The organism is Aurantibacter sp. (assembly GCF_039941195.1).
Taxonomy (GTDB): Bacteria; Bacteroidota; Bacteroidia; order Flavobacteriales; family Flavobacteriaceae; genus Aurantibacter_A.
Genome location: NZ_JBDVFA010000084.1, coordinates 1 through 22,706 on the forward strand (window position 1 = coordinate 1; position 22,706 = coordinate 22,706).

A 22,706-nucleotide genomic window follows, 5' to 3' on the forward strand; every position below is an offset into this window, starting at 1 on the left:
CTTTACGGTAACAACAATTTTATCACCAATAGAAGCATATCTTCTTTTAGTTCCTCCCAGAACACGAATGGTCAAAACCTCTTTCGCTCCTGTATTGTCCGCTACCTTTAATCTTGATTCTTGCTGTAACATAATTATTTAGCTCTTTCCAAAATTTCAACCAACCTCCAGCACTTATTCTTGCTAATAGGTCTTGTCTCCATTATTTTTACGGTATCACCTTCTTTACAATCGTTTAGCTCATCGTGCGCAACATATTTCTTCGTGCGCAATACAAACTTACCGTACATTGGGTGCTTCACTCTCTTTACTTCGCTAACAACAATAGATTTCTCCATTTTGTCACTTGTAACGACACCAATTCTTTCCTTTCTTAAGTTTCTTTTTTCCATAAAGCAGAACCAATTATTGGTTATCCCTTTTAGTTAATTCCGTTGCCAATCTAGCCACAGTTTTTCTTACCTGTTTAATCTGAAGTGGATTCTCTAATGGTGTAACCGAATGGGCTAACTTCAAATCCGCATGTTGTTTCTTGAACTCGGCTATCTTTTCAGACAGTGCTTCGACCGACATTTCTTTTATCTCTGATTGTTTCATCTCAATTAAAATTAATCTTGGATCGAATAATCCCTAGCTACAATAAATTTCGTTTTTACAGGTAGTTTTTGTGCAGCCAACCTTAAGGCTTCTTTTGCAACATCTATTGGTACACCAGCAATTTCAAAAACTACTCTTCCTGGTTTTACAACAGCTACAAAATACTCGGGAGCACCTTTACCCTTACCCATACGTACTTCCAATGGCTTTTTAGTAATAGGCTTGTCTGGAAATACTTTAATCCATAACTGACCTTCCCTTTTCATATATCTTGTCGCTGCGATACGTGCTGCTTCAATTTGACGCGAAGTCAAAAAAGCTGCATCCAAAGACTTGATGCCGAACATACCATTAGAAAGCTGATGACCTCTACCGGAATTACCCTTCATACGGCCCTTCTGCATTTTTCTGAACTTCGTTCTCTTCGGTTGTAACATTACTCTGTTGCTTTAAAAATTACTTTCTACGACGTGGTTGTTTTCTACCACCATCTTGTTTTCCTCCTTTACCTGATTGACCTTTTTGCATGCCAACTAATGGAGATAATTCTCTCTTACCATATACCTCACCTTTCATAATCCAAACCTTAATACCAAGGCGACCATATGTCGTGTGAGCTTCATGAAGTGCATAATCAATATCCGCTCTAAACGTAGATAATGGAATACGACCATCTTTATATGATTCTGAACGCGCCATCTCAGCACCATTCAAACGACCTGAAATTTGAATTTTAATTCCTTCTGCATTCATTCGCATTGCCGCAGCAATTGCCATTTTAATAGCTCTACGGAAAGAAATTCTGCTTTCTATTTGTCTTGCAACACTTGCCGCAACCAAATTAGCATCAACTTCTGGTCTCTTAATTTCGTAAATATTAATCTGTACTTCCTTATTCGTAATCTTTTTAAGCTCCTCTTTCAGCTTATCCACTTCCTGACCACCTTTACCAATAATGATACCTGGTCTTGCAGTAGTTACGGTAACCGTAATCAACTTAAGAGTTCTCTCTATAATTACTCTTGAAACACTCGCTTTAGCAAGTCTTACATGAATGTACTTTCTAATCTTATCATCTTCAGCTAGCTTGTCGCCATAATCATCACCACCGTACCAGTTGGATTCCCAACCTCTAATTATGCCTAGACGGTTTCCTATCGGATTTGTTTTCTGTCCCATTCTAACTTGCTGTATTATTATTTGAACCCAATACTAATGTAACATGGTTCGAACGTTTTCTAATTCTATGTGCTCTTCCTTGTGGTGCTGGTCGCAATCTCTTCAACATACTACCACTATCAACACGTATCTCTTTTACAAACAAATCTGCATCTTCAACATTCGCATCTTCATTCTTAGCTTGCCAATTTGCAATAGCTGAAAGCAACAATTTCTCTAATTTTCTAGAAGCTTCTTTTGAATTAAATCTCAAGATAGCTAATGCTTTCTCCACCTGTACACCTCTAACCAAATCTGCTACTAATCGCATTTTCCTAGGCGATGTTGGGCAATTATTCAATTTAGCAAAAGCTACTTGTTTTTTTTCAGCCTTAATTCTATCGGCCATTTCTCTTTTACGAACTCCCATAGCTTACTTCTTTCCTTTATTCTTAGCTCCTGCATGCCCTCTAAAAGAACGTGTAGGTGAAAATTCTCCCAATTTATGACCTACCATATTCTCTGTAACATAAACCGGAACAAATTGTCTTCCGTTATGAACTGCAATTGTTAACCCAACAAAATCAGGAGTAATCATTGAAGCTCTAGACCAAGTTTTGATTACTGATTTCTTACCAGAACTCGCAGCTTGTTGTATCTTCTTTTCTAAACTATAGTGAACGTAAGGTCCTTTCTTTAATGAACGTGCCATTTCTTTTTAATTTTATTTCTTTCTACGTTCTACGATATACTTATTTGTACTCTTAGTCTTAGTTCTAGTACGATATCCTTTAGCAGGAATACCATTTCTAGATCTTGGGTGACCACCTGAAGCTCTACCTTCACCACCACCCATTGGGTGATCGACAGGGTTCATAACCACTGGTCTTGTTCTAGGTCTTCTACCCAACCATCTACTTCTACCTGCTTTACCAGAAACAAGCAATTGATGATCCGAATTACTTACAGCACCAATAGTTGCTAAACAATTCACTAAAACTAATCTTGTTTCACCTGAAGGCATTTTCACTGTAGCAAATTTACCATCTCTCGCCATTAATTGGGCGAAAGTACCAGCACTTCTAGCCATAACAGCTCCTTGTCCTGGACGTAATTCAATACAAGAAATTATAGTACCTAAAGGAATAGCGCTTAATGGTAAGGTATTTCCAATTTCTGGAGCCGCACCATTACCAGATTTCACTTCCTGACCTACCTGTAGACCATTCTGAGCAATCACATAGCGCTTTTCACCATCTTTATATTCCAACAATGCTATAAAAGCTGTTCTGTTAGGATCATATTGAATTGACTTCACCGTCGCAGCAACATCTTGCTTTTCTCTTTTGAAATCGATTACACGATACCTTCTTTTATGACCACCACCTCTATGGCGCATCGTCATTTTTCCTTGACTATTCCTACCACCAGACTTTTTTAACGGAGCAAGCAAGCTTTTCTCCGGCTTATCAGTAGTTATGGCGTCAAAACCATTCACTACTCTAAAACGCTGTCCTGGGGTTATCGGTTTTAATTTTCTAACTGACATTTTCTAATGCTATAGATTACTGTAAAAATCGATTATATCACCTTCAGCTACATCAACGATTGCCTTTTTATAGCCATTCGTTTTCCCATGCTGAACTCCTGAACGAGTAAAACGTGTTTTACGTTTTGGTCCGTAAATCATGGTTCTTACTTTCTGAACAGAAACACCATACGTTGCTTCCACCTCTTCCTTGATTTGTATTTTGTTAGCTTTAAGCTCAACAACGAAACCATAACGATTGAATAACTCGCTATCAGCGGTCATTTTTTCAGTTATAATTGGTTTTATTAATACACTCATGATTTACTATTTATTTAAATTCGCGATAAGACCTTCAACTGCACCCTCACAAAGGATCACATTATTCGCGTTCATTATCTTGTAAGTACTTATTTCTGAGCTAGTTACAACCTCTGAACGGGTCAAATTACGCGAAGACAAATATACACTATTATTTGAATCACCCAACACCACTAGAGATTTTTTATTTTCTAATCCTAAAGACTTTAAAACTTGCACGAAATCTTTAGTTTTTGGAGTCTCAAAATTAAAGTCCTCAACTACTAATATCGCTTTGTTCTTAGACTTAATACTTAAAGCCGATTTACGAGCTAAACGCTTAACGTTTTTATTCAACTTTTGAGCATAATCTTTAGGTCTAGGGCCAAAAATACGACCACCACCTCTAAAAATTGGAGATTTTATACTACCAGCTCTTGCAGTACCAGTACCTTTTTGCTTTTTAATCTTACGCGTACTACCTGCAATTTCTGCACGTTCCTTAGCTTTATGAGTACCTTGTCTTTGATGTGCTAAATATTGCTTCACATCTAAATACACAGCATGCTCATTTGGTTCTATTGCGAAAACATCGTCAGAAAGGTCTGCCTTTCTACCTGTTTCTTTTCCTTTAATATCTAAAACAGCTACCTTCATTATTTCTCAATGGTTACGTATGCATTCTTATGACCAGGAACACAACCTTTAACTACAATAAGATTTTTCTCTGATACTACTTTTAAAACTTTAAGGTTCTGAACAGTAACTCTATCACCACCCATTCTTCCTGCCATCTTCATTCCTTTAAAAACTCTTGCAGGATATGACGCAGCACCAATAGAACCTGGAGCTCTTAACCTGTTATGTTGTCCATGAGTTGCTTGTCCAACACCACCAAAACCATGACGCTTAACAACACCTTGAAAACCTTTACCTTTTGATGTTCCTATAACATCAACAAACTCTCCTTCCACAAAAAGATCAACATTTATTGTATCACCTAATTTGTGTTCCTCATCAAAACCTTGAAATTCAACGACTTTTTTCTTAGGAGATGCACCAGCTTTTTTATAATGACCCAATTCGGCCTTATTAGCTCGTTTCTCTGCCTTGTCATCGAAACCAAGTTGAAGTGCTTTATAGCCATCAACTTCTTCGGTTCTGACTTGGGTAACTACACATGGTCCCGCTTCAATGACAGTACATGGAATATTTTTTCCATTCTCGTCGAAGATGCTGGTCATGCCTATTTTTTTTCCTATTAACCCAGACATTTGATTTAAATTTTAGAAGTTCAATTTCCGATAAGAAATCTCCCCGCTGTTTATATTAATTTTACTTCACTTTTTGACAAAAAAACAGGGTCAAAAATTATTCAACCCTGAATATATTTTTTCCGTTTTTCCTTAGCACGCAGCTCAGGACATGTCCATTCTCGCTCCCGCAAGAATACTAAACTTATACTTTTATCTCAACCTCAACACCACTTGGAAGCTCAAGCTTCATAAGTGCATCAATAGTTTTCGACGAAGAGCTATAAATATCAAGAAGTCTTTTATAAGAACTTAATTGAAATTGCTCTCTAGATTTTTTGTTCACGTGAGGTGAACGTAAAACCGTAAATATTTTTTTATGTGTTGGTAACGGAATTGGACCTGTTACAACAGCACCAGTAGTCTTAACCGTTTTTACAATCTTCTCAGCTGACTTATCAACCAAGTTATAATCGTAAGATTTTAATTTTATTCTAATTTTCTGACTCATCTTCTAACAATTAAGCGGTTATCCCTTTTGCTGCTTTAATTACTTCTTCTGAAATATTTGATGGTGTTTCAGCATAATGTGAAAACTCCATAGTTGACGTTGCTCTACCTGATGATAATGTTCTCAAAGAAGTTACATATCCAAACATCTCTGATAATGGCACAGTACCTTTTACAACTTTAGCACCAGCTCTATCACTCATATCACTGATTGTACCTCTTCTTCGATTTAAATCACCAACTATATCACCCATGTTTTCTTCAGGAGTAATAACTTCCAATTTCATTATAGGCTCCATAATTACAGCACCAGCAGCTTTACCAGCAGCCTTATAACCCATTTTCGCTGCCAACTCAAATGATAATGCATCAGAATCTACAGGGTGGAAAGATCCATCTTTCAATACTACTTTCATAGTATCCATTTCAAATCCAGCTAACGGACCATTCATCATGGCAGTTTTAAATCCTTTCTCAACAGAAGGAATAAACTCTTTCGGAATACGACCACCTTTAATCTCATCGATAAATTGCAATCCTTCTCCTTCAAAATCTTCATCAGCAGGACTCATTTCAAAGACGATATCACCAAACTTACCACGACCACCAGATTGCTTCTTGTAAGTTTCTCTGTGTGCAGCTAACTTTGTTAATGCTTCTTTATATTCAACTTGAGGTTCACCTTGATTCACCTCAACTTTGAATTCACGTCTTAAACGATCAACAATAATATCCAAGTGAAGCTCACCCATACCCGAAATAATAGTCTGACCTGAAGCTTCATCTGTTTTTACTTGAAAAGTAGGATCCTCTTCAGCTAATTTAGCCAAAGCCATACCTAATTTATCCACATCAGCCTTAGTTTTAGGCTCAACCGCAATACCAATTACAGGATCAGGAAAGTCCATACTCTCCAAAATAATTGGATGCTTTTCAGCAGACATTGTATCTCCAGTTTTAATATCCTTAAAACCTACAGCAGCACCAATATCACCAGCCTCAATATAATCGATAGCATTTTGCTTATTAGAGTGCATTTGGTATATACGTGATATACGTTCTTTTTTACCTGAACGGTTATTCAATATATAAGAACCAGCATCTAAACGACCAGAATAAGTTCTAAAAAATGCCAAACGACCAACAAAAGGATCTGTAGCAATTTTAAAAGCTAAAGCTGAAAAAGGTTCTTTAACATCTGGTTTTCTACTAATAGATTCACCTGTATCAGGATCTGTACCTACAATTGCATCTTTATCAATTGGTGAAGGCAAGTATCTACAAACAGCATCTAATAAAAACTGAACACCTTTATTTTTAAATGATGAACCACAAATCATTGGAATGATTGCACGATCCATAACTGCAGCTCTTAAGGCAGCATGCACTTCCTCTTCAGTAATAGAGTCTTCATCTTCAAAGAATTTCTCCATCAACTCCTCATCATACTCAGCAACAGCTTCAATTAAAGCAGCTCTATACTCCCTTACTTCAGCCTTCATTTCTTCAGGAATATCGATAACATCAAATGTTGAACCGAATCCTTCATCATGCCAAACAATTGCTCTGTTTTTTGCTAAATCTACTATACCTTTAAAATCAGCTTCTTCACCAATAGGCAATACAATAGGCACCGCATTAGAACCTAACATCTCTTTGACTTGCTTACAAACCATCAAGAAATTAGAACCTTGGCGGTCCATTTTATTAACAAATCCAATTCTTGGAACTTTATAATTATCAGCTAATCTCCAGTTAGTTTCTGATTGAGGCTCAACACCATCAACAGCACTAAATAAGAAAACCAACCCATCAAGAACACGTAAAGAACGGTTTACTTCAACCGTAAAATCCACGTGACCAGGAGTATCAATAATATTAAAATGATAACCTTTTGCATCTGCAGTCGGCTTACCATTTTCAGTAGGAAATTGCCATTCACAAGTTGTAGCAGCAGAGGTAATTGTAATACCACGTTCTTGCTCTTGCTCCATCCAGTCCATAGTAGCAGCACCATCATGAACCTCACCTATTTTATGACTTACACCCGTATAAAATAAAATACGTTCGGTAGTTGTGGTTTTACCAGCATCAATATGCGCCGCAATACCTATATTTCGTGTAAATTTTAAATCTCTTGCCATTTTTGATTAAAATCTAAAGTGAGAAAATGCTTTATTTGCTTCTGCCATCTTATGCGTATCTACTCTTTTTTTAACAGCCGCACCTTCTTCTTTCGAAGCCGCTAAAACTTCTGCTGCTAATTTTTGAGCCATTCCTTTTTCATTACGCTTTCTCGAAAAACTAATCAACCACTTCATGGCAGTTGAAATTTTACGATCCGGACGAATCTGCATTGGAATTTGAAAAGTAGCACCACCAACTCTACGACTGCGCACTTCAACATGCGGCATCACATTAGAAAGGGCATCTTTCCATAGCTCTAATGAAGATTTTTCCTCATCAGTCTTTTTTTCTTCTACGATATCCATTGCATCATAGAATACATTGAAAGCCACGGATTTCTTTCCATCCCACATCATCATATTCACAAAACGTGTAACCAGCTGATCATCGAATCTTGGATCTGGTAAAATTGGTCTCTTTTTTGCCTGCTTTTTTCTCATGGTATATATATAAGGTATAAGATGAAATCACTCACCTTTAACTTTCTCTATTTTTTTGGACGTTTTGCACCATATTTTGATCTACGCTGCGTTCTTCCAGCAACACCTGCCGTATCTAATGCACCTCTAACAATGTGATATCTCACACCTGGTAAATCTTTTACCCTACCACCACGCACTAAAACTATAGAGTGCTCTTGAAGGTTATGACCCTCACCTGGTATATATGCATTTACTTCTTTTCCGTTAGTTAACCTTACCCTAGCTACTTTACGCATAGCTGAGTTTGGTTTTTTTGGAGTTGTTGTGTACACACGTGTACAAACACCTCTTCTTTGAGGACATGATTCCAAGGCTGCCGACTTACTTTTTTTCGTAATTGTCGATCTTCCTTTTCTTACTAATTGTGATATCGTTGGCATACTATATTGTATATGTATAAAACTTACCCCTGATTAAGGGTCGGCAAATGTAATACTATTTCATAATATTTCAAATCCTAGACCATTAATTTTATTTTTTTTTTAATTAACCGGTTTTTAAGGCCCGAATTCACGACAAATAAAATGCATGCATAATAAATATGATTCTCTAAAAAATAACTATCAAAATCACTGTTAAAATTAATTTTATTTAAGCATTTTATTGGTTTTTTATCATATTCATATTTTACATGCTTTTTTATTACACAATTTATATTCTATAACAAAAAAGATCAAGAAAGTTGTATTAACGTTACTGTATCTTAAAGTTTTATTAATATTCGTTTGGTTTATTAACATGAAAATATGATTTTTGCGCTTAGCTAATTCAAATAATTATAAAATGAGAACAAAAATTAAAGGAATTTTAACGCTGCTTTTGGCGTTTGTTGTGCACATTTCCTTTGCACAGGACAAAGCGATTTCTGGTACGGTCACTGACCAAGATGGTTTACCATTGCCAGGTGTAAACATCGTTGTAGAAGGTACCACGGATGGTACTCAGACAGACTTTGATGGTAATTATACCATTAACGGTGCTGCCGGTCAGGTAATTTTATTTACCTACATCGGTCAGAAATCTGAGCAACGGACTATTGGTGCGAGCAATTCTATTAACGTGCAAATGGCAGAAGACGCTGAAGCTTTAGACGAGGTAGTAGTAACCGCTCTTGGTATTAAAAGAGAAAAGAAAAGTTTAGGTTATGCAACTCAAGAAGTAAAAGGGGATGCAGTTTCTGCAGTAAAGAGTAATAACTTTGTTAACTCTCTTTCTGGTAAGGTTGCAGGTTTAAGTATCAAAAACTCTGGTAACCTTGGAGGTTCTACTCAAGTAATTATTAGAGGTAACAACTCAATCGCTGGTAACAACCAAGCTTTATTTGTTATTGATGGTATACCTGTAGATAACAGCAACTCCAATACTAGAAATGGTATGGTAGCTGAACAAACGATTGGACGTGGTGGTTTTGACTACGGTAATGCCGCTTCTGACATTAACCCAGATGACATTGCTACAATCAACGTATTAAAAGGTGCAGCAGCAACAGCATTATATGGCTCTAGAGCTTCTAATGGTGTTGTAATGATTACCACAAAAAAAGGTAAACGAAATAAAGGTCTTGGTGTTACCATTACCTCAAGTTTATCTTTAGGTACTGCTGACAGCTCTACATTACCTAAGTATCAAGATAAATACGGTGCTGGTTACGGTGCTTATTATGATTCTGAAGATGGATACTTTAACTTATATGATGTAAACGGAGATGGAATAGATGATTTAACTACTCCTTTTACAGAAGATGCTTCTTATGGTGCTGCCTTCGATCCCAACTTATTAGTATATCAATGGAATTCTATCTATCCTTCATTAACGGATACATACCAACAAGCAACTCCTTATGTTGCTGGTGCAAATAATCCAAACTACGTTTGGGGAACAAGTGCTACTTCTGTAAATTCAGTTTCTTTAGATGGTGGTACGGAAACAAGTTCATTTAGATTAGGTGTTACAAACCTTTATCAAGACGGTAACTTACCAAATCAAACTATTAAAAGAAATACAATTTCATTTAGTGGTTCACACGATTTATCAGAAAAATTAACAGTAAGTGCTTATTTTAACTTTGTTAAGACTGATGGTCAGGGTAGAAATGGTACGGGTTATAGTTCTGGTAACATTATGCAACAATTTAGACAGTGGAACCAAATGAATGTGGATTTTGCTGAACAAAAAGAAGCGTATTTTGCAACAAGAGAAAACATTACTTGGAACCCTAACGGTCCTGACAACCTTTCTCCAATATATTCTGATAACCCATATTGGACATTCTACGAAAATTACGAGACAGATACTAGAAGTAGATATTTCGGTAACTTTGCGTTAGATTATAAAATTAACGATTGGTTAACTGCAGTTGGTAGATTTACATTTGATACATATTCTGCTTTACAAGAAGAGCGAATTAATGTAGGTAGTGCAGATGTTTCTTCTTATATAAGATATAATGACAATGTAGCAGAATACAACTACGATGCTATGTTAAACTTCAATAAATATATTACTGAAAAATTAAGTTTTGAAGGTACTATTGGTGTTAACCTTAGAAGAAACCAAAACAACAGTATTTTTGCTGAAACAAATGGTGGTTTAAACCTACCTGGCCTTTACACTTTATCTAATAGTGTAAGCCCTATAGAAGCTCCTATTGAATATGATGCTACTAAAATGGTAGATGGTGAATATATTAGAGCAAGTTTAGGTTATAATAATTTCGCTTATTTAGAAGGTTCTTATAGAACTGACCGTTCTTCAACATTACCAAAGGCAGATAACCGATATGGGTATTACTCTGTTTCTGGAAACATTATATTCTCAGAATTAATTAATGCTGACTGGTTAACATTTGGTAAGATAAGAGCAAATTACGCTGAAGTAGGTAATGATACTGATCCGTATAGAGTTTTTAACACTTATACTATTAACACACCTTTTAATGGTAGTGGTAGTGCAACAAACCCTACATCGCAAGCAAATTTAAATCTATTACCTGAAAGACAAGAAAGTACTGAATTTGGTATAGAAATGGCGATGTTTAAGCGACGTTTAGGACTTGATGTTTCTTACTACAACACGCAGAACATTAACCAAATTACTAGAATACCTTTATCAACAGCTACTGGATATTCTACTGCTGTATTAAATGCAGGTACTATAGAAAACAAAGGTTGGGAAGCACAGTTAACTGCAACTCCTATAAAATCTGAAGATTTTCAATGGGACGTTACTTTAAACTGGGCTCAAAACAAGAGTTTAGTTGTTGAGTTATTGAACGGAATTGAAAACTTAGAATTAGCCTCTCTACAAGGTGGTGTATCAATTAACGCTACACCAGGTGAACCTTACGGTACTATTAGAGGTCGTGATTTTGTATATCATGAAAATGGCCAACCTATTGTAGATGATAATGGTAACTGGCTTAGAACTGACAACAGTAACGAAGTTATTGGTGATATTAACCCAGATTGGACCGGTGGTGTTTACAACACTTTTAGTTACAAAAACGTAAGCCTAGGATTCTTAATTGACATTCAACAAGGTGGTGATGTATTCTCATTGGATACTTATTATGGTTACGCGACAGGTATGTTAGATTGGTCTGCTGCTGACAACGAGTTAGGAAACCCTATTAGAGACCCTGTTACAGGAACAGTAGGAAACTATGGTGCTGATTCTGGTGGTTTAATTATTGCCGGTGTTGATGAAGATGGAAATCCTAATCAAGTTAGAGGTGATTTTGATTACTATGCTAACCCTTATGGATACGCAAGAGCTCCTAGTGCATATCACGTACATGATGCAAGTTATGTTAAACTACGTGAAGCTAATTTAACGTATAAATTAGGTTCTAAAGTAATTGATAGAACTCCTTTCACATCTGCCTCAATATCATTTATTGGTAGAAACCTATGGATTATATCAAAAAACGTTCCTTATGCTGATCCAGAAGCTGGTTTAAGTTCTGGTAACGTTCAAGGGTATCAATCAGGAGCTTTCCCTTCAATTAGAGAAATTGGTGCTAGTCTTAAATTACAGTTTTAAAAAAAAAATTATGAAAAAAATATTAATAACAGCTATTACAATTATAGCCCTAGTATCATGTCAATCGGATGATGCTTATGAGAATTTAAATAGGGATCCAAAAAATCCTACTGCTGTTGATGCTAGTTTTTTATTCAACGGAGCTGTTAACAGCTTAATTGATCAATTAACTAGTACAAATGTAAACCTCAATGTTTTTAAAATGTTAGCACAACATTGGACAGAGACTACATATACAGATGAAGCGAACTATGACTTTAACACTAGGACTATTCCTGGTAGTCATTGGTCTGAAATATACAGAGATGTATTGTTAGATTTAAAAACAGCTCGTGAAGTAACTGAAGCGGATGAAGCTTTAAGTGCTGCTGAGAAAACTTCTAGAATTGCACAGATTGAAGTATTGGTTGTTTATACCTATGCACAAATGGTGGAGACTTTTGGTAACGTACCTTATAGTCAAGCTTTAAATACAACTGAATACATTTTACCAGCGTATGATGATGCAGCTACTATTTATAGTGATTTAATTTCTAGATTAACTGCAACTATTCCTACTATTTCTGGTACTGGATTTGGTTCTGCTGATGCAATCTATGCAGGTGATGCTACCTTATGGAAAAAGTTTGCTAATTCTTTATTATTAAGAATGGGATTAAGAGCTATTGACGCTCCAGGTATGACAGCTGAGGCAACTGCTGCAATTAATTCCGCTATTAGTGGTGGCGTTTTCACTTCTAATGCTGATAATGCTCAGATAATCTTTTCTAGTTCTACACCAAACACTAATCCTCTTTGGGAAGATTTGGTTGAATCTGGTCGTTCAGATTTTGTTATCGCTAATACGTTAGTTGATTTCATGAACAACTTAGATGATCCTAGAAGAACGGCTTATTTTGACCAAAACTTAGGTGAAGATACATATCTTGGAGGTCCTTATGGAGACAACAATACGTATTCTACTTATACTCATATTGGTGCTGCTATGTTGGACCCGACCAAGCCTGCTAGTTTACTTGATTTTGCTGAAGTATCATTTTACTTAGCAGATGTAGCAGAACGCGGAATTTCTGGAACTCCTGCTGATGCAGAAGCTTTCTATAACGCAGGTATTACTGCTTCATTTGACTACTGGGGTGTTGATGGCGTAGATGCTTATTTAGCTAACGCTGATGTTGCTTATGCAACTGCTCCAGGTACATGGAAAGAGAAAATTGGTAATCAATTATGGTTAGCAATGTACAACAGAGGTTTTGAAGCGTGGACAGCTTGGAGAGTTTATGATACTCCAACAATGAATGTTGCGGCGGTAAGCGAATTACCTGTACCAACAAGATATACGTATCCAATTTCTGAGCAAAACTTGAATCAAACAAATTGGGAAGCTGCTTCTACTGCAATTGGTGGAGACAACCAAACGACTAAATTGTTTTTTGATGTTGAATAACTAAATTAAAGTTATATCTATTATAGTAAAGGCTGGTTTCATTGGAACCAGCCTTTTTTTTGTACTCCAATTAAATAAAACTCTAAATATAATGTAAGTATTATAAAATTCTTGCGACGTAACATTAACACCCTCAACATGAAATTTAAAGTACTTTTTATTGCAAGTATTTTATGCATTAGTTGTTCTAGTGAGAACACTGCAGTTACAAATATTGTTGAAACACAAGAAAAGTACACTTCTCCATGGTGTGTTCCAGAAGCTGAAATTGGCGGAGGAACTTCTTATTTCCCTTTATTAGAATCTCCAGTATATAAAAGTATTTCATTTATAAGTGACCTTAATATTTTATCAGAGAATTCTAAAGTGGCTATTTTATCTTTCGGAGATAACATTTTTGTTTACCCCTACGATTTTACCAATTATTACGAAGTTGTAGACACACCTATTGATGATGATAATTTTGTTTTTAGTTACTGTCCTTTAACACAGAGTGCGCTTTGTTTCGACAATAATTCTGAATCAGTTTCATCTCTTATCATGAAAGCTTCGGGATATTTGTACAAAGATAATTTAGTTTTAACCGATGATATTGAAGAAGAATATTGGTCTCAAATGGATTCTAGAGTTATTAGAGGCACAAATAAAACTAATAGAATTGAAACTTATAATCTTATTGAAACTGTCTGGTCTGTTGCCAAAGCTAAATTTTCTAGCGCCAATGTTTTCTATCATAATAATACAAGCTTATGTACGGGGTGTGAAATAGAAGAAATTTCCTTAAATTACAATAACCTTTTTGGCGTAATTAATGAACATGTAAAAGAAGACAGTGTACACCTATTTAGTTATGACGAATTGGCAAATAATGCAGAAATACAAACGATAACAGTCAATGGCAAAAAGACAATAGTAGTTGGTAATAAGAATGTACCTTTTTTCAATGCATTTTACGTACCAGCATCATTAGAATTTACATTACTAAATGAAATTGAATTTCCATTAATTTTATTGGACAACGAAAATACAAAATGGGACGTTTTTGGTCGAGCGATTGAAGGACCTAACACGGGGAATCAATTAAAAAGTCCAATATGTTTTATTGCCGGCAAATGGGCATGGGAAGACTTTTATGACAATAGGATTCTGCACTTTTAATGCTATTAGTTAAAAAATTACAATATGAACTATTTCAATAAAAATATTCTAGTTCTAATATCAATAACCTTACTAAATCTCTCTTGTTCTAGTGATTCAGAACCTTCTGACCCAGTGGATCCGGAACCTACTGTAAGGACTGCGGATGATGTAATAAAAGATTTTCAAGCCATCGACTTTCAACCAGGTATAAACGATGTCACATTAGAATCAACAACTATTGGGCTTTTCTGGAAATTCCGTGTGGTTGTTCCTACTGATGTAGCATTAAATGACTTGCCTTTAATATTTAATTTACATGGAGGGGCACAAAATGTAGATGACAACTTACACAAAAATACTGAATGCATAATATCCCCAGGGCTTGAGGGCATTCTTGATGCTTACATTATTAGTCCTAATAGTAATGGTGAACTTTGGTATTCTCAAAATAATCAAATACAAATTATAGCTTTACATGATTTGGTCACTACTCACTTGTCTATAGATACAGACAAAGTAGGCATTACTGGATATAGCGACGGTGGTAACGGAAGCTGGTTTTACGCGCAATTTTATAGCACTTTGTTTTCGGTTGCTATTCCTTTAGCTACTTCATATAACACCATTTCCAATACTGGTGAATATAATCCACTTGACGTACCGGTATACGTTATACATGGAGAAGAAGATGAATTATTCCTCTTAGAAACCACTCAAAATTTTATTAATGAATCAATTGAAGCAGGATCTGACATTCAATTTGTTATTGCTCCTGAATTAGACCATTATCAAGTATGTGATTATATGCCTTATTTTAAAGAAGGAGCAAGATATTTAGCCACAGAAGTTTGGCAATAAATATGTCTTATCGCTTTAAGGTAAAATGCCCTTGACTTACCTCACCTGTCGGAAGTTTCATAAAATACCAGTAATCATCAGATGTTAATCTCGCATCGTTATAAGTACCATTCCATCCAGAGGATTTTAAGGGATTAAAAGAGTATAATAATTTACCATAACGATTATAAATACTAAGGACTAAATCATTATTATCTACAAGATTTGAATCAAGACCATGCACATTCCAAATATCGTTTACATTATCATTATTAGGAGTAAAGAATTTTGGAAAATATAAAATATTAAAATCCTTTGAGACTATTTCACACCCCAAACTATCTTTCACATACACTTCATGAACGCCTTCGGTTACATCAATAAAAATATTACTTTCTTGGTATAATCCGAATTCATCATCTAGGGCATATTGAAATTCTTGCTCATTTGATTCATCAACCATTACCACTACTTGCTGCTCATTTATTATTAAATCGGCTATAACAGGTGCAACACTTTCCTCAATGGTAATTGTAACAAAGTCTGAACAACTCGAATAACGATCGCTTACAAGAACTTCATAAATCCCTGATTTCGTTATAGATATTTCACTATCAACCTCAGAGGTATTCCATTCATAATTATAATTTTCTATATCACTAGCAGCGATTCCTGAACTTATGACCATTGGAAAATCCTCTTTACAAACTTTTAAAGTTTGATCCTCTAATTCTACAAATTCCTTCAATTCCAAATTTAAAACGCCATTACCATAACAGGTATTATCAGTTTCAGCTCTAATAAATAATCTTGAGTTTTTAGAAATATAACTTCCTGGCAATGCATTTATTCCTATAGCCGCATCGTATTCTGTTTCATAAAATGTAATATCAACACTTGTAGACAAACCTAATTCATCAGCAATTTCTTCGGCTTTAGCTGCCAAATCGAAAACTACATCCTCATTCCTTTCCACATTACAGGTGACCATCTCATGTTCGCCAACATTAAGTGGAGATGTTGTACTTAATTGCACTGTTGTCATTGCAAAACACTCCGTATTTGTTCTATAAACCTTAGCATAAACTATTTCACCCACTACTTGATTTCGATAAACATTATCTAATGCATTAATGTTCAAGGTATCATTCTCTGCCTCTAGCAATGAATTATAGAAATAAACCTGAATAGCATCTGAGTCGTCCAAACTTAAAGATTCATTCGCCTGTTGAAGGTTAAATAAAGCTCTTCCATCAGTACTATCAGTGTCGAAGCTATCGCATTGAATTAACTCATATGTATCCGATCTAACATTTGGAGGTTCAGAAATAATAATTTCTTTCAATATTGAATCTCTTGTAATTCCATTTAGCGTTAAACTTAACCCAACAGTATATGTCCCGGATTGAGCAAAAGTATGATAAGCATCTTCATCTGTCGACGTATTACCATCACCAAAATCCCATTGTACACTATCATAAGGTTCTTCAGTAGTTATGAAAAAATGAGTTTGCTCACCAAAACATGTAAACTCGTAATCAAAATTGTAAATAAATATAGATTGTACAAAAGGAGGCAAACCTAATTTAGCCGCCTTTCCGCCAAGGTTTATTGAATTTTCAGAATAATCACAAGCTGGACCAATATTATTCGGATTATTAATTACTGAAAGATCAAAACCATCTGCGAATACTTTATAACCCGCTCTATATATTCGACCATCAATAGCCAATTGCAATGCTCCCGCCACATTTTGAGAAGAATTAATTAACTGTTTTGAACCAGCGATATTAGCGCTTTCCACATTATATTGAAGCAATTCACCATTTATAAAAACATCAGATTCATCGAAAATAGAATTGGTAATATACAAGAGTTTCGAATCTGGTGAAAACTCAACACCATAAGGATAAGCATTGTCTAACAGTGTAATCTGGTTAGACACTTGACCTGTTGTATTATTAAAATCGTACAATAAAACTTTTCCAGATTTTTTCGTTCCATTTCTTGGACTTCCCGCTGCTGTAGAGCTATGTGCTATAGCTATTCTCTTTCCATTTGGCGATATTTTCAAGTAACCTATAGCAGTAACATTAGCATCATCATCATTTAAAACGGGACGCACAGTTTGTTGAACTTGAGATACTGTAGCGGTCGTATTCACACCTGTATTATCAACCAAAAAAGAATAAAAGCGATTCATAAAACTAGTTGTAACCCAAATAGAGCTTCCATTACTATGTGTTACTGCCGCTATTTTTTCTGAAGATTTAAATTCGTTCTCTTCCGGATCACTTGTATCGTAGGTAATCAAATGAATATTTTTAACATCTTCAACCACATCACCAAAACCACCATTAAGCGATAAATCTACTTCAGAAAAATTAACACCATTAATTGGTTTGCCTTCTTTTAAAAAATAACTCGGCATATCAATAGTGAAAATGTAATATCTAGATTTACTTCCTGGCTTCGGTATTATCAATGCCGATTCAGTACTAGAACTATGCCCTAATAGACCCTCTCCATTAGGCATGACATTATGTTTTCTATCCCAAACTGTTACACCATCGGTATAAAACAACAAATTACCAGAGGTATCAGAAATTGTAGCACAACCTTCACTCGTATTTAACTTACCGTCAACTAGCGGAACTGGAGCGCCAGAATTAAAACTAAGACCTGCGTTTTCTCCAAAATACCAGTTAGCAGATTCCTTTTGAGCGAAGACAAAAGTACCTTGTAACAATACCAATAAAATGATAATTAAACGTCTCAATTTTCATTAATTTGATTAGTAAATATAGCACATTTTTATCGACAAAATCGCAATGAAACTCCTATTTAACAAGGCTCATATAGAATTTATAATGACACAAAAATCTATAATGTTTTTTATCAATTTCGTAATAACTATTATTCTAAAGATTTGCCCAAATATTTAGGCCTAAATTGTAACAAACATCGATGAAAGTAATTTTTTATCGATAAGAAACCTTACAAATAATTTCGTGATTAATTCTAGTCTATTCTAGTACTTTTAATAGCTTACTTCTTTTTATTAATTGAATAGTATTTATCTATCTTTAACCCATGCAAAAAACGGATCAAATCTATGGTATAAGAGCCATAATAGAAGCAATTAATGCTGAGAAATCTATTGACAAGGTATTTCTTCAGAGAGGACTTAGCGGAGATTTAATTAAAGAACTTGAAAGTTTAGTCCGAAAAAGCGGGATTAACACTTCTTATGTTCCCATTGAAAAATTGAATCGTCTTACCAAAAACAATCACCAAGGTGCTGTAGCTAATATTTCTCCTATTGACTTTCATGATTTTGAGGGATTATTGGAACAAATTTCAAGCAAAAAAGAAGCTCCTCTCCTACTCTTACTTGATCAAGTTTCAGATGTTCGTAATTTCGGTGCAATTATTAGAACCGCAGAATGTACTGGTGTTGATGCTATTATAATACCGAAGCATGGTGCAGCTCCGGTTACAGCAGATACTGTTAAAACATCGGCCGGCGCTGTTTTTAAAGTTCCAATTACTAAAGTTGATCACATTAAAGATGCTGTTTTTTATTTACAAGCAACAGGCATTAAAGTAATTGCAGCAACAGAAAAAACTAACAAAACTATTTACGAATTGCGTTTGAAAGAGGCTTGTGCTATTGTTATGGGAGCCGAAGGAAAAGGCATTTCTCCTTCAACCTTAAAAGCAGTTGATGAAAAAGGGAAATTACCGCTACTTGGTGAAATAGAATCTTTAAATGTTTCGGTTGCTTGTGCAGTTTTTCTTTATGAAGTAGTACGGCAGAGACAACTATAGTAGCCAACAAAATATACTTTGCGTATAATATTTATTCCTGCCTTTTATTGCTAACATCTTTTTTTAGATGATATGTAATTTTAATTGCTGTGGTTTCATCACTAGTATTTTCCTCTGGAACTTTTTCAATAAAATTTCCGTCTTCATCAAAATGTTGTAGAAAAATATCTTCTTCTTCATTATAATCCTCCTTTTCCCATGCGTATTTTTTTACTGAAGGAATTTTAGTTTTTATAACAACAGCGAACAACAGTCCCGTTAAAAAACCTCCTAAGTGACCTTCCCATGAAATCCCTTCTTTTATTGGGAAAATATACCATAACAAACTGCCATAAATAAAGACTACCACTAAAGAAAGTGCTACCAAACGATAATATTTCGTAAAAATCCCTTTAAAAAAAATAAAACTTACTAATAAATAAATTACACCACTAACTCCTATATGATATGAAGGCCTACCAATAATCCAAGTAAACAAACCCGAGATTAGGATACCTAACAGCAAAACTTTACTAGCGTGTTCATGATAAAAATAAAATAGTGATGCTAATAATACAGCTAATGGAATAGTATTATTGTACAAATGTTTTATTGACCCGTGAATAAATGGACTAAATAATACACCTTGCAAACCACTTGCCTTTCTAGGATAAATACCATGATTATTGAGATTAATCTGGAACCGTATCTCAACCCAATAAACAAACCAAATTGCCAATACTGCCAACATTGGCACCACGATTACGGAATTTGTATATTTAAAATAATGGTGTTCAGACATAAATGATTATTAACAATAAGTCGGCCATTTTTATTGAAACTGATAAATTGTCATTTTTTCGAATTTAAAAACTATTCGATTAAGTTTCCCTTTAACCTAGAACGTCTTTTTCTGCAATTATCTTATTTTTATCAAATGAATCAACCGTTAGCAGAGCGGGTCAGACCCAAAAATTTAGAAGAATATATAAGTCAAAATCACCTAGTAGGTGAAAAAGGCTCGTTAACAACACAAATTAAAAAAGGATTGATTCCTTCTTTAATTTTATGGGGACCACCCGGAACTGGCAAAACAACACTAGCAAACATCATCGCGAATGAAAGTGATCGTCCTTTCTATATTTTAAGCGCCATAAGTAGCGGAGTTAAAGATGTTAGAGAAGTTATTGAGAAAGCCAAACAAAGCGGTGGCCTTTTCACTACAAAAAATCCAATATTATTTATTGATGAAATTCATAGATTTAGCAAATCGCAGCAAGATTCACTTTTAGGAGCTGTTGAAAAAGGCTGGGTTACGCTGATTGGCGCTACAACGGAGAATCCAAGTTTCGAAGTTATACCCGCTCTTCTATCACGCTGTCAGGTCTATATTTTAAATCCATTTGGAAAAGAAGATTTAGAAGCCCTAATTCATAGAGCCATTGCCAAGGATGATTTTCTAAAGTCAAAAGAGATTAATTTAAAAGAAACCGAAGCTCTTTTAAGACTTTCCGGTGGTGATGGTAGAAAACTACTCAATATTTTTGAACTTGTTGTTTCTTCTGAAGATCATGAAAAAATTGAGATTACCGATAAATTGGTATTAAGTAAAGTACAACAGAATACTGTACTTTATGATAAAACTGGCGAACAACATTACGACATTATTTCGGCGTTTATAAAGTCAATACGAGGTAGCGATCCGAATGGAGCTGTTTATTGGTTAGCACGAATGATTGAAGGTGGCGAAGACGTAAAATTTATAGCTCGCAGAATGTTAATTTCAGCTTCTGAGGATATTGGTCTGGCTAACCCTACTGCACTAATTATGGCAAATACAACATTTCAAGCAGTAAGTACAATTGGCTACCCTGAAGCACGAATTATTCTTAGTCAGTGTGCTATATATTTAGCAACTTCAGCAAAAAGCAATGCTAGCTACATGGCTGTTGGAAAAGCTCAACAAATCGTTAAACAAACAGGAGACTTATCAGTTCCCTTACACCTTAGAAATGCACCAACTAAGCTAATGAAGGACCTAGGTTATGGTAAAGAATACCAATATGCACACGATTACGACAACAATTTTGTTGTCAGTGAGTTTTTACCAGACGAAATAACGGGAACATCATTTTATAACCCTGGTAAAAACCAGCGCGAGAATGCAATTAAAGAATTCCTCAAGAACAGATGGAAAGAAAAGTATGATACTTAAAACTTAATATTCAACTCTTCTTGTATTAGGTTACCCCCATCATATCGCTCAAAAAACCATTTCCCATTTTCAGCATAAACTACACCACTTCCTACATCACCGTTTGCTATGTAAAAATCAGTTTTAGAGGTTTTTAAAATTTTCATCAGAATTTTAGGCGTGCTATCTACCAACTGATAACCATTCGTAATTTCCTGTGCATACAACACATCGGTTTTCTGTTCTTTTGCTATTGCGGGAGGAGATGCTTTAGGAGCTTTCGCCATTTTTACGTCAGATTCAACTGGAGCAACACTTTTATAGGTCTGCTTTGTTCTAGTAGCCTCCTCAATAAGAACTCCATCTTGTTTTTTAGCATCTACTTTTGGCTTTTTAGGCTCCTTAAGTTCTTTTACGTCGTTCTTAAAACTAACTGTAATCGGTTCGTTAGTATCACCTTCAAACTTATAATTAAGTAAATCAAAAGATTTCATCGCATATGTAATCGACTCGGAATAAGCTTCCTTGTACTGTTTACTTTTACTTTTCCCTTCTTGCGATACAAATACTTCCTGTTTATTACAATCCTTTAAAACAATCTTGGTTTTAGTGCTAAATAAGGACGAATTTTCAATTAGATTCGCAAATAAGGCTTTACATTGATTGTTAGCTAAATCTTCTGGCATTGCATCTTCCCAAACCGTGTTAAATCCTTTCTTTGCAAAAAGATGTTTTACTAAGGTATTTGTTGAATACTGATTTTCTTTTTTAAATTCCTCGAATTTTTTGGGTACAACAATGTATTTATACTTATTCAAATTTGTTTGAGCCGTTGCAATATTACTACCTCCAAAAAGAATAATGGCTAGTACTATGTAAACTGATTTTGTGGATTTAAACATCTATCTATTTTAATTAAACTTCGCAACACAATCACAGCAGTAATCTGCAAAACCTGTTGCTATCTTACTACTATATCAGCAAAAGACATACCAAAAATATAGGTTGAAGAATATCTATTTCTTCCCCCAAGATATAATATTTAATCCAATTTGAAAAGATTGATAATGGCTACTGGCCAAATTCTGATATCCTAGTAGATTATCTGCCAAAACATAAAAATTTACAGGACCAGCTTGAAGATTAAGTCCTAAACCAATATTTGTAAATGAAAATTTATCAACCGTGTATGACGTCTTTAAAGCCAGTACGCTACCTATTC

At 35.0% G+C, this 22,706-nt stretch carries 25 protein-coding genes; 6 read left to right on the forward strand and 19 right to left on the reverse strand.

The window, feature by feature from the left end; all coding sequences use genetic code 11:
* The 15 genes from ABJF52_RS13325 to rpsL all read right to left on the reverse strand — a co-directional run.
* Positions 1 to 132, reverse strand: a 132-nt coding sequence (locus tag ABJF52_RS13325) for an uL14 family ribosomal protein (RefSeq protein ID WP_348151147.1), incomplete at its 3' end; no start/stop codon positions are given.
* A 2-nt stretch (positions 133 to 134) separates the two neighbouring features.
* Positions 135 to 392: a 30S ribosomal protein S17 gene (gene rpsQ, locus ABJF52_RS13330; RefSeq protein ID WP_153757432.1), complete on the reverse strand. Its 258-nt coding sequence runs from the start codon at positions 390 to 392 to the stop codon at positions 135 to 137.
* 13 nt (positions 393 to 405) lie between these two features.
* Positions 406 to 597, reverse strand: a complete 192-nt coding sequence (gene rpmC, locus ABJF52_RS13335; RefSeq protein WP_153757433.1) for a 50S ribosomal protein L29 — start codon at positions 595 to 597, stop codon at positions 406 to 408.
* Positions 598 to 608: 11 nt separating this feature from the next.
* The gene (rplP, locus tag ABJF52_RS13340; RefSeq protein ID WP_153757434.1) at positions 609 to 1,034 is read right to left on the reverse strand and encodes a 50S ribosomal protein L16; all 426 of its coding nucleotides are present in this window, start codon (positions 1,032 to 1,034) and stop codon (positions 609 to 611) included.
* Positions 1,035 to 1,053: 19 nt separating this feature from the next.
* A complete protein-coding gene (gene rpsC, locus ABJF52_RS13345; protein ID WP_153757435.1) occupies positions 1,054 to 1,776 on the reverse strand; it encodes a 30S ribosomal protein S3 in 723 nt (240 codons plus the stop codon).
* A gap of 1 nt (position 1,777) precedes the next feature.
* Positions 1,778 to 2,185 (reverse strand): 50S ribosomal protein L22, encoded by a 408-nt coding sequence (rplV, locus tag ABJF52_RS13350; protein ID WP_348151098.1) that lies wholly within the window; start codon positions 2,183 to 2,185, stop codon positions 1,778 to 1,780.
* A gap of 3 nt (positions 2,186 to 2,188) precedes the next feature.
* Positions 2,189 to 2,467: a 30S ribosomal protein S19 gene (gene rpsS / locus ABJF52_RS13355; protein ID WP_348151101.1), complete on the reverse strand. Its 279-nt coding sequence runs from the start codon at positions 2,465 to 2,467 to the stop codon at positions 2,189 to 2,191.
* Positions 2,468 to 2,479: 12 nt separating this feature from the next.
* Positions 2,480 to 3,304, reverse strand: coding sequence for a 50S ribosomal protein L2 (rplB, locus tag ABJF52_RS13360; RefSeq protein WP_348151104.1), 825 nt, complete (start codon positions 3,302 to 3,304; stop codon positions 2,480 to 2,482).
* Positions 3,305 to 3,313: 9 nt separating this feature from the next.
* Positions 3,314 to 3,604 carry a 50S ribosomal protein L23 gene (gene rplW / locus ABJF52_RS13365; protein ID WP_348151107.1) on the reverse strand — a complete coding sequence of 97 codons (291 nt, stop codon included), beginning with the start codon at positions 3,602 to 3,604 and terminating at the stop codon, positions 3,314 to 3,316.
* A gap of 6 nt (positions 3,605 to 3,610) precedes the next feature.
* Positions 3,611 to 4,240 (reverse strand): 50S ribosomal protein L4, encoded by a 630-nt coding sequence (rplD, locus tag ABJF52_RS13370; RefSeq protein WP_348151109.1) that lies wholly within the window; start codon positions 4,238 to 4,240, stop codon positions 3,611 to 3,613.
* Positions 4,240 to 4,857, reverse strand: coding sequence for a 50S ribosomal protein L3 (gene rplC / locus ABJF52_RS13375; RefSeq protein ID WP_348151112.1), 618 nt, complete (start codon positions 4,855 to 4,857; stop codon positions 4,240 to 4,242). Before rplC ends, rplD begins: the two co-directional genes overlap by 1 nt.
* 184 nt (positions 4,858 to 5,041) lie before the next feature.
* The gene (rpsJ, locus tag ABJF52_RS13380) at positions 5,042 to 5,347 is read right to left on the reverse strand and encodes a 30S ribosomal protein S10 (protein ID WP_008613600.1); all 306 of its coding nucleotides are present in this window, start codon (positions 5,345 to 5,347) and stop codon (positions 5,042 to 5,044) included.
* A 10-nt stretch (positions 5,348 to 5,357) separates the two neighbouring features.
* Positions 5,358 to 7,490 (reverse strand): elongation factor G, encoded by a 2,133-nt coding sequence (gene fusA / locus ABJF52_RS13385; RefSeq protein ID WP_348151116.1) that lies wholly within the window; start codon positions 7,488 to 7,490, stop codon positions 5,358 to 5,360.
* Positions 7,491 to 7,496: 6 nt separating this feature from the next.
* Complete coding sequence (gene rpsG, locus ABJF52_RS13390) at positions 7,497 to 7,973, reverse strand: 30S ribosomal protein S7 (protein WP_153757443.1); 477 nt, start codon at positions 7,971 to 7,973, stop codon at positions 7,497 to 7,499.
* A 47-nt stretch (positions 7,974 to 8,020) separates the two neighbouring features.
* Positions 8,021 to 8,395 carry a 30S ribosomal protein S12 gene (gene rpsL / locus ABJF52_RS13395; protein WP_153757444.1) on the reverse strand — a complete coding sequence of 125 codons (375 nt, stop codon included), beginning with the start codon at positions 8,393 to 8,395 and terminating at the stop codon, positions 8,021 to 8,023.
* Positions 8,396 to 8,798: 403 nt separating this feature from the next.
* On the opposite strand from rpsL, the gene ABJF52_RS13400 reads away from it, so the two are divergent.
* From ABJF52_RS13400 to ABJF52_RS13415, 4 genes are all read left to right on the forward strand, one after another.
* Entirely contained in the window at positions 8,799 to 12,056 is a 3,258-nt protein-coding gene (locus ABJF52_RS13400; protein WP_348151120.1) for a SusC/RagA family TonB-linked outer membrane protein, read from the forward strand.
* A 10-nt stretch (positions 12,057 to 12,066) separates the two neighbouring features.
* Positions 12,067 to 13,503, forward strand: a complete 1,437-nt coding sequence (locus ABJF52_RS13405) for a SusD/RagB family nutrient-binding outer membrane lipoprotein (RefSeq protein WP_348151123.1) — start codon at positions 12,067 to 12,069, stop codon at positions 13,501 to 13,503.
* 138 nt (positions 13,504 to 13,641) lie between these two features.
* On the forward strand, positions 13,642 to 14,661 hold the full coding sequence (locus tag ABJF52_RS13410; RefSeq protein ID WP_348151125.1) for a DUF3179 domain-containing (seleno)protein: 1,020 nt from the start codon (positions 13,642 to 13,644) through the stop codon (positions 14,659 to 14,661).
* 24 nt (positions 14,662 to 14,685) lie between these two features.
* On the forward strand, positions 14,686 to 15,501 hold the full coding sequence (locus tag ABJF52_RS13415; RefSeq protein ID WP_348151127.1) for a dienelactone hydrolase family protein: 816 nt from the start codon (positions 14,686 to 14,688) through the stop codon (positions 15,499 to 15,501).
* 7 nt (positions 15,502 to 15,508) lie between these two features.
* Here the strand turns inward: ABJF52_RS13415 and ABJF52_RS13420 are convergent, their stop codons facing one another.
* Positions 15,509 to 18,259 (reverse strand): T9SS type B sorting domain-containing protein, encoded by a 2,751-nt coding sequence (locus tag ABJF52_RS13420; RefSeq protein WP_348151130.1) that lies wholly within the window; start codon positions 18,257 to 18,259, stop codon positions 15,509 to 15,511.
* 314 nt (positions 18,260 to 18,573) lie between these two features.
* Between ABJF52_RS13420 and rlmB the strand changes: the two genes are divergently transcribed.
* Positions 18,574 to 19,311, forward strand: a complete 738-nt coding sequence (rlmB, locus tag ABJF52_RS13425) for a 23S rRNA (guanosine(2251)-2'-O)-methyltransferase RlmB (protein WP_348151133.1) — start codon at positions 18,574 to 18,576, stop codon at positions 19,309 to 19,311.
* Between the two features lie 31 nt (positions 19,312 to 19,342).
* On the opposite strand, the gene ABJF52_RS13430 is transcribed toward rlmB, so the two are convergent.
* Positions 19,343 to 20,092, reverse strand: coding sequence for a rhomboid family intramembrane serine protease (locus ABJF52_RS13430; protein ID WP_348151136.1), 750 nt, complete (start codon positions 20,090 to 20,092; stop codon positions 19,343 to 19,345).
* A gap of 135 nt (positions 20,093 to 20,227) precedes the next feature.
* Here ABJF52_RS13430 and ABJF52_RS13435 point away from each other — a divergent pair, with 135 nt between their 5' ends.
* Positions 20,228 to 21,505 carry a replication-associated recombination protein A gene (locus ABJF52_RS13435; protein ID WP_348151139.1) on the forward strand — a complete coding sequence of 426 codons (1,278 nt, stop codon included), beginning with the start codon at positions 20,228 to 20,230 and terminating at the stop codon, positions 21,503 to 21,505.
* On the opposite strand, the gene ABJF52_RS13440 is transcribed toward ABJF52_RS13435, so the two are convergent.
* Both ABJF52_RS13440 and ABJF52_RS13445 read right to left on the reverse strand, forming a co-directional pair.
* Positions 21,502 to 22,386 carry a hypothetical protein gene (locus tag ABJF52_RS13440; protein WP_348151141.1) on the reverse strand — a complete coding sequence of 295 codons (885 nt, stop codon included), beginning with the start codon at positions 22,384 to 22,386 and terminating at the stop codon, positions 21,502 to 21,504. The two genes, ABJF52_RS13435 and ABJF52_RS13440, sit on opposite strands and share 4 nt — an antisense overlap.
* A 114-nt stretch (positions 22,387 to 22,500) precedes the next feature.
* A partial coding sequence (locus tag ABJF52_RS13445) for a DUF5723 family protein (RefSeq protein WP_348151144.1) occupies positions 22,501 to 22,706 on the reverse strand: 206 nt, incomplete at its 5' end.

What these genes read in the sequence shown, in the direction of transcription:
- rpmC (WP_153757433.1), bottom strand. Translation starts at nt 597, where the DNA reads ATGAAACAATCAGAGATAAAAGAAATGTCGGTCGAAGCACTGTCTGAA.
- rplP (WP_153757434.1), bottom strand. Translation starts at nt 1,034, where the DNA reads ATGTTACAACCGAAGAGAACGAAGTTCAGAAAAATGCAGAAGGGCCGT.
- rplD (WP_348151109.1), bottom strand. Translation starts at nt 4,240, where the DNA reads ATGAAGGTAGCTGTTTTAGATATTAAAGGAAAAGAAACAGGTAGAAAG.
- ABJF52_RS13410 (WP_348151125.1), top strand. Translation starts at nt 13,642, where the DNA reads ATGAAATTTAAAGTACTTTTTATTGCAAGTATTTTATGCATTAGTTGT.
- rplB (WP_348151104.1), bottom strand. Translation starts at nt 3,304, where the DNA reads ATGTCAGTTAGAAAATTAAAACCGATAACCCCAGGACAGCGTTTTAGA.
- ABJF52_RS13400 (WP_348151120.1), top strand. Translation starts at nt 8,799, where the DNA reads ATGAGAACAAAAATTAAAGGAATTTTAACGCTGCTTTTGGCGTTTGTT.
- ABJF52_RS13430 (WP_348151136.1), bottom strand. Translation starts at nt 20,092, where the DNA reads ATGTCTGAACACCATTATTTTAAATATACAAATTCCGTAATCGTGGTG.
- ABJF52_RS13435 (WP_348151139.1), top strand. Translation starts at nt 20,228, where the DNA reads ATGAATCAACCGTTAGCAGAGCGGGTCAGACCCAAAAATTTAGAAGAA.
- ABJF52_RS13440 (WP_348151141.1), bottom strand. Translation starts at nt 22,386, where the DNA reads ATGTTTAAATCCACAAAATCAGTTTACATAGTACTAGCCATTATTCTT.
- rplV (WP_348151098.1), bottom strand. Translation starts at nt 2,185, where the DNA reads ATGGGAGTTCGTAAAAGAGAAATGGCCGATAGAATTAAGGCTGAAAAA.
- ABJF52_RS13405 (WP_348151123.1), top strand. Translation starts at nt 12,067, where the DNA reads ATGAAAAAAATATTAATAACAGCTATTACAATTATAGCCCTAGTATCA.
- rpsJ (WP_008613600.1), bottom strand. Translation starts at nt 5,347, where the DNA reads ATGAGTCAGAAAATTAGAATAAAATTAAAATCTTACGATTATAACTTG.
- rplW (WP_348151107.1), bottom strand. Translation starts at nt 3,604, where the DNA reads ATGAGTGTATTAATAAAACCAATTATAACTGAAAAAATGACCGCTGAT.
- rpsS (WP_348151101.1), bottom strand. Translation starts at nt 2,467, where the DNA reads ATGGCACGTTCATTAAAGAAAGGACCTTACGTTCACTATAGTTTAGAA.
- rpsG (WP_153757443.1), bottom strand. Translation starts at nt 7,973, where the DNA reads ATGAGAAAAAAGCAGGCAAAAAAGAGACCAATTTTACCAGATCCAAGA.
- rpsL (WP_153757444.1), bottom strand. Translation starts at nt 8,395, where the DNA reads ATGCCAACGATATCACAATTAGTAAGAAAAGGAAGATCGACAATTACG.
- ABJF52_RS13415 (WP_348151127.1), top strand. Translation starts at nt 14,686, where the DNA reads ATGAACTATTTCAATAAAAATATTCTAGTTCTAATATCAATAACCTTA.
- rplC (WP_348151112.1), bottom strand. Translation starts at nt 4,857, where the DNA reads ATGTCTGGGTTAATAGGAAAAAAAATAGGCATGACCAGCATCTTCGAC.
- rpsQ (WP_153757432.1), bottom strand. Translation starts at nt 392, where the DNA reads ATGGAAAAAAGAAACTTAAGAAAGGAAAGAATTGGTGTCGTTACAAGT.
- rpsC (WP_153757435.1), bottom strand. Translation starts at nt 1,776, where the DNA reads ATGGGACAGAAAACAAATCCGATAGGAAACCGTCTAGGCATAATTAGA.
- rlmB (WP_348151133.1), top strand. Translation starts at nt 18,574, where the DNA reads ATGCAAAAAACGGATCAAATCTATGGTATAAGAGCCATAATAGAAGCA.
- fusA (WP_348151116.1), bottom strand. Translation starts at nt 7,490, where the DNA reads ATGGCAAGAGATTTAAAATTTACACGAAATATAGGTATTGCGGCGCAT.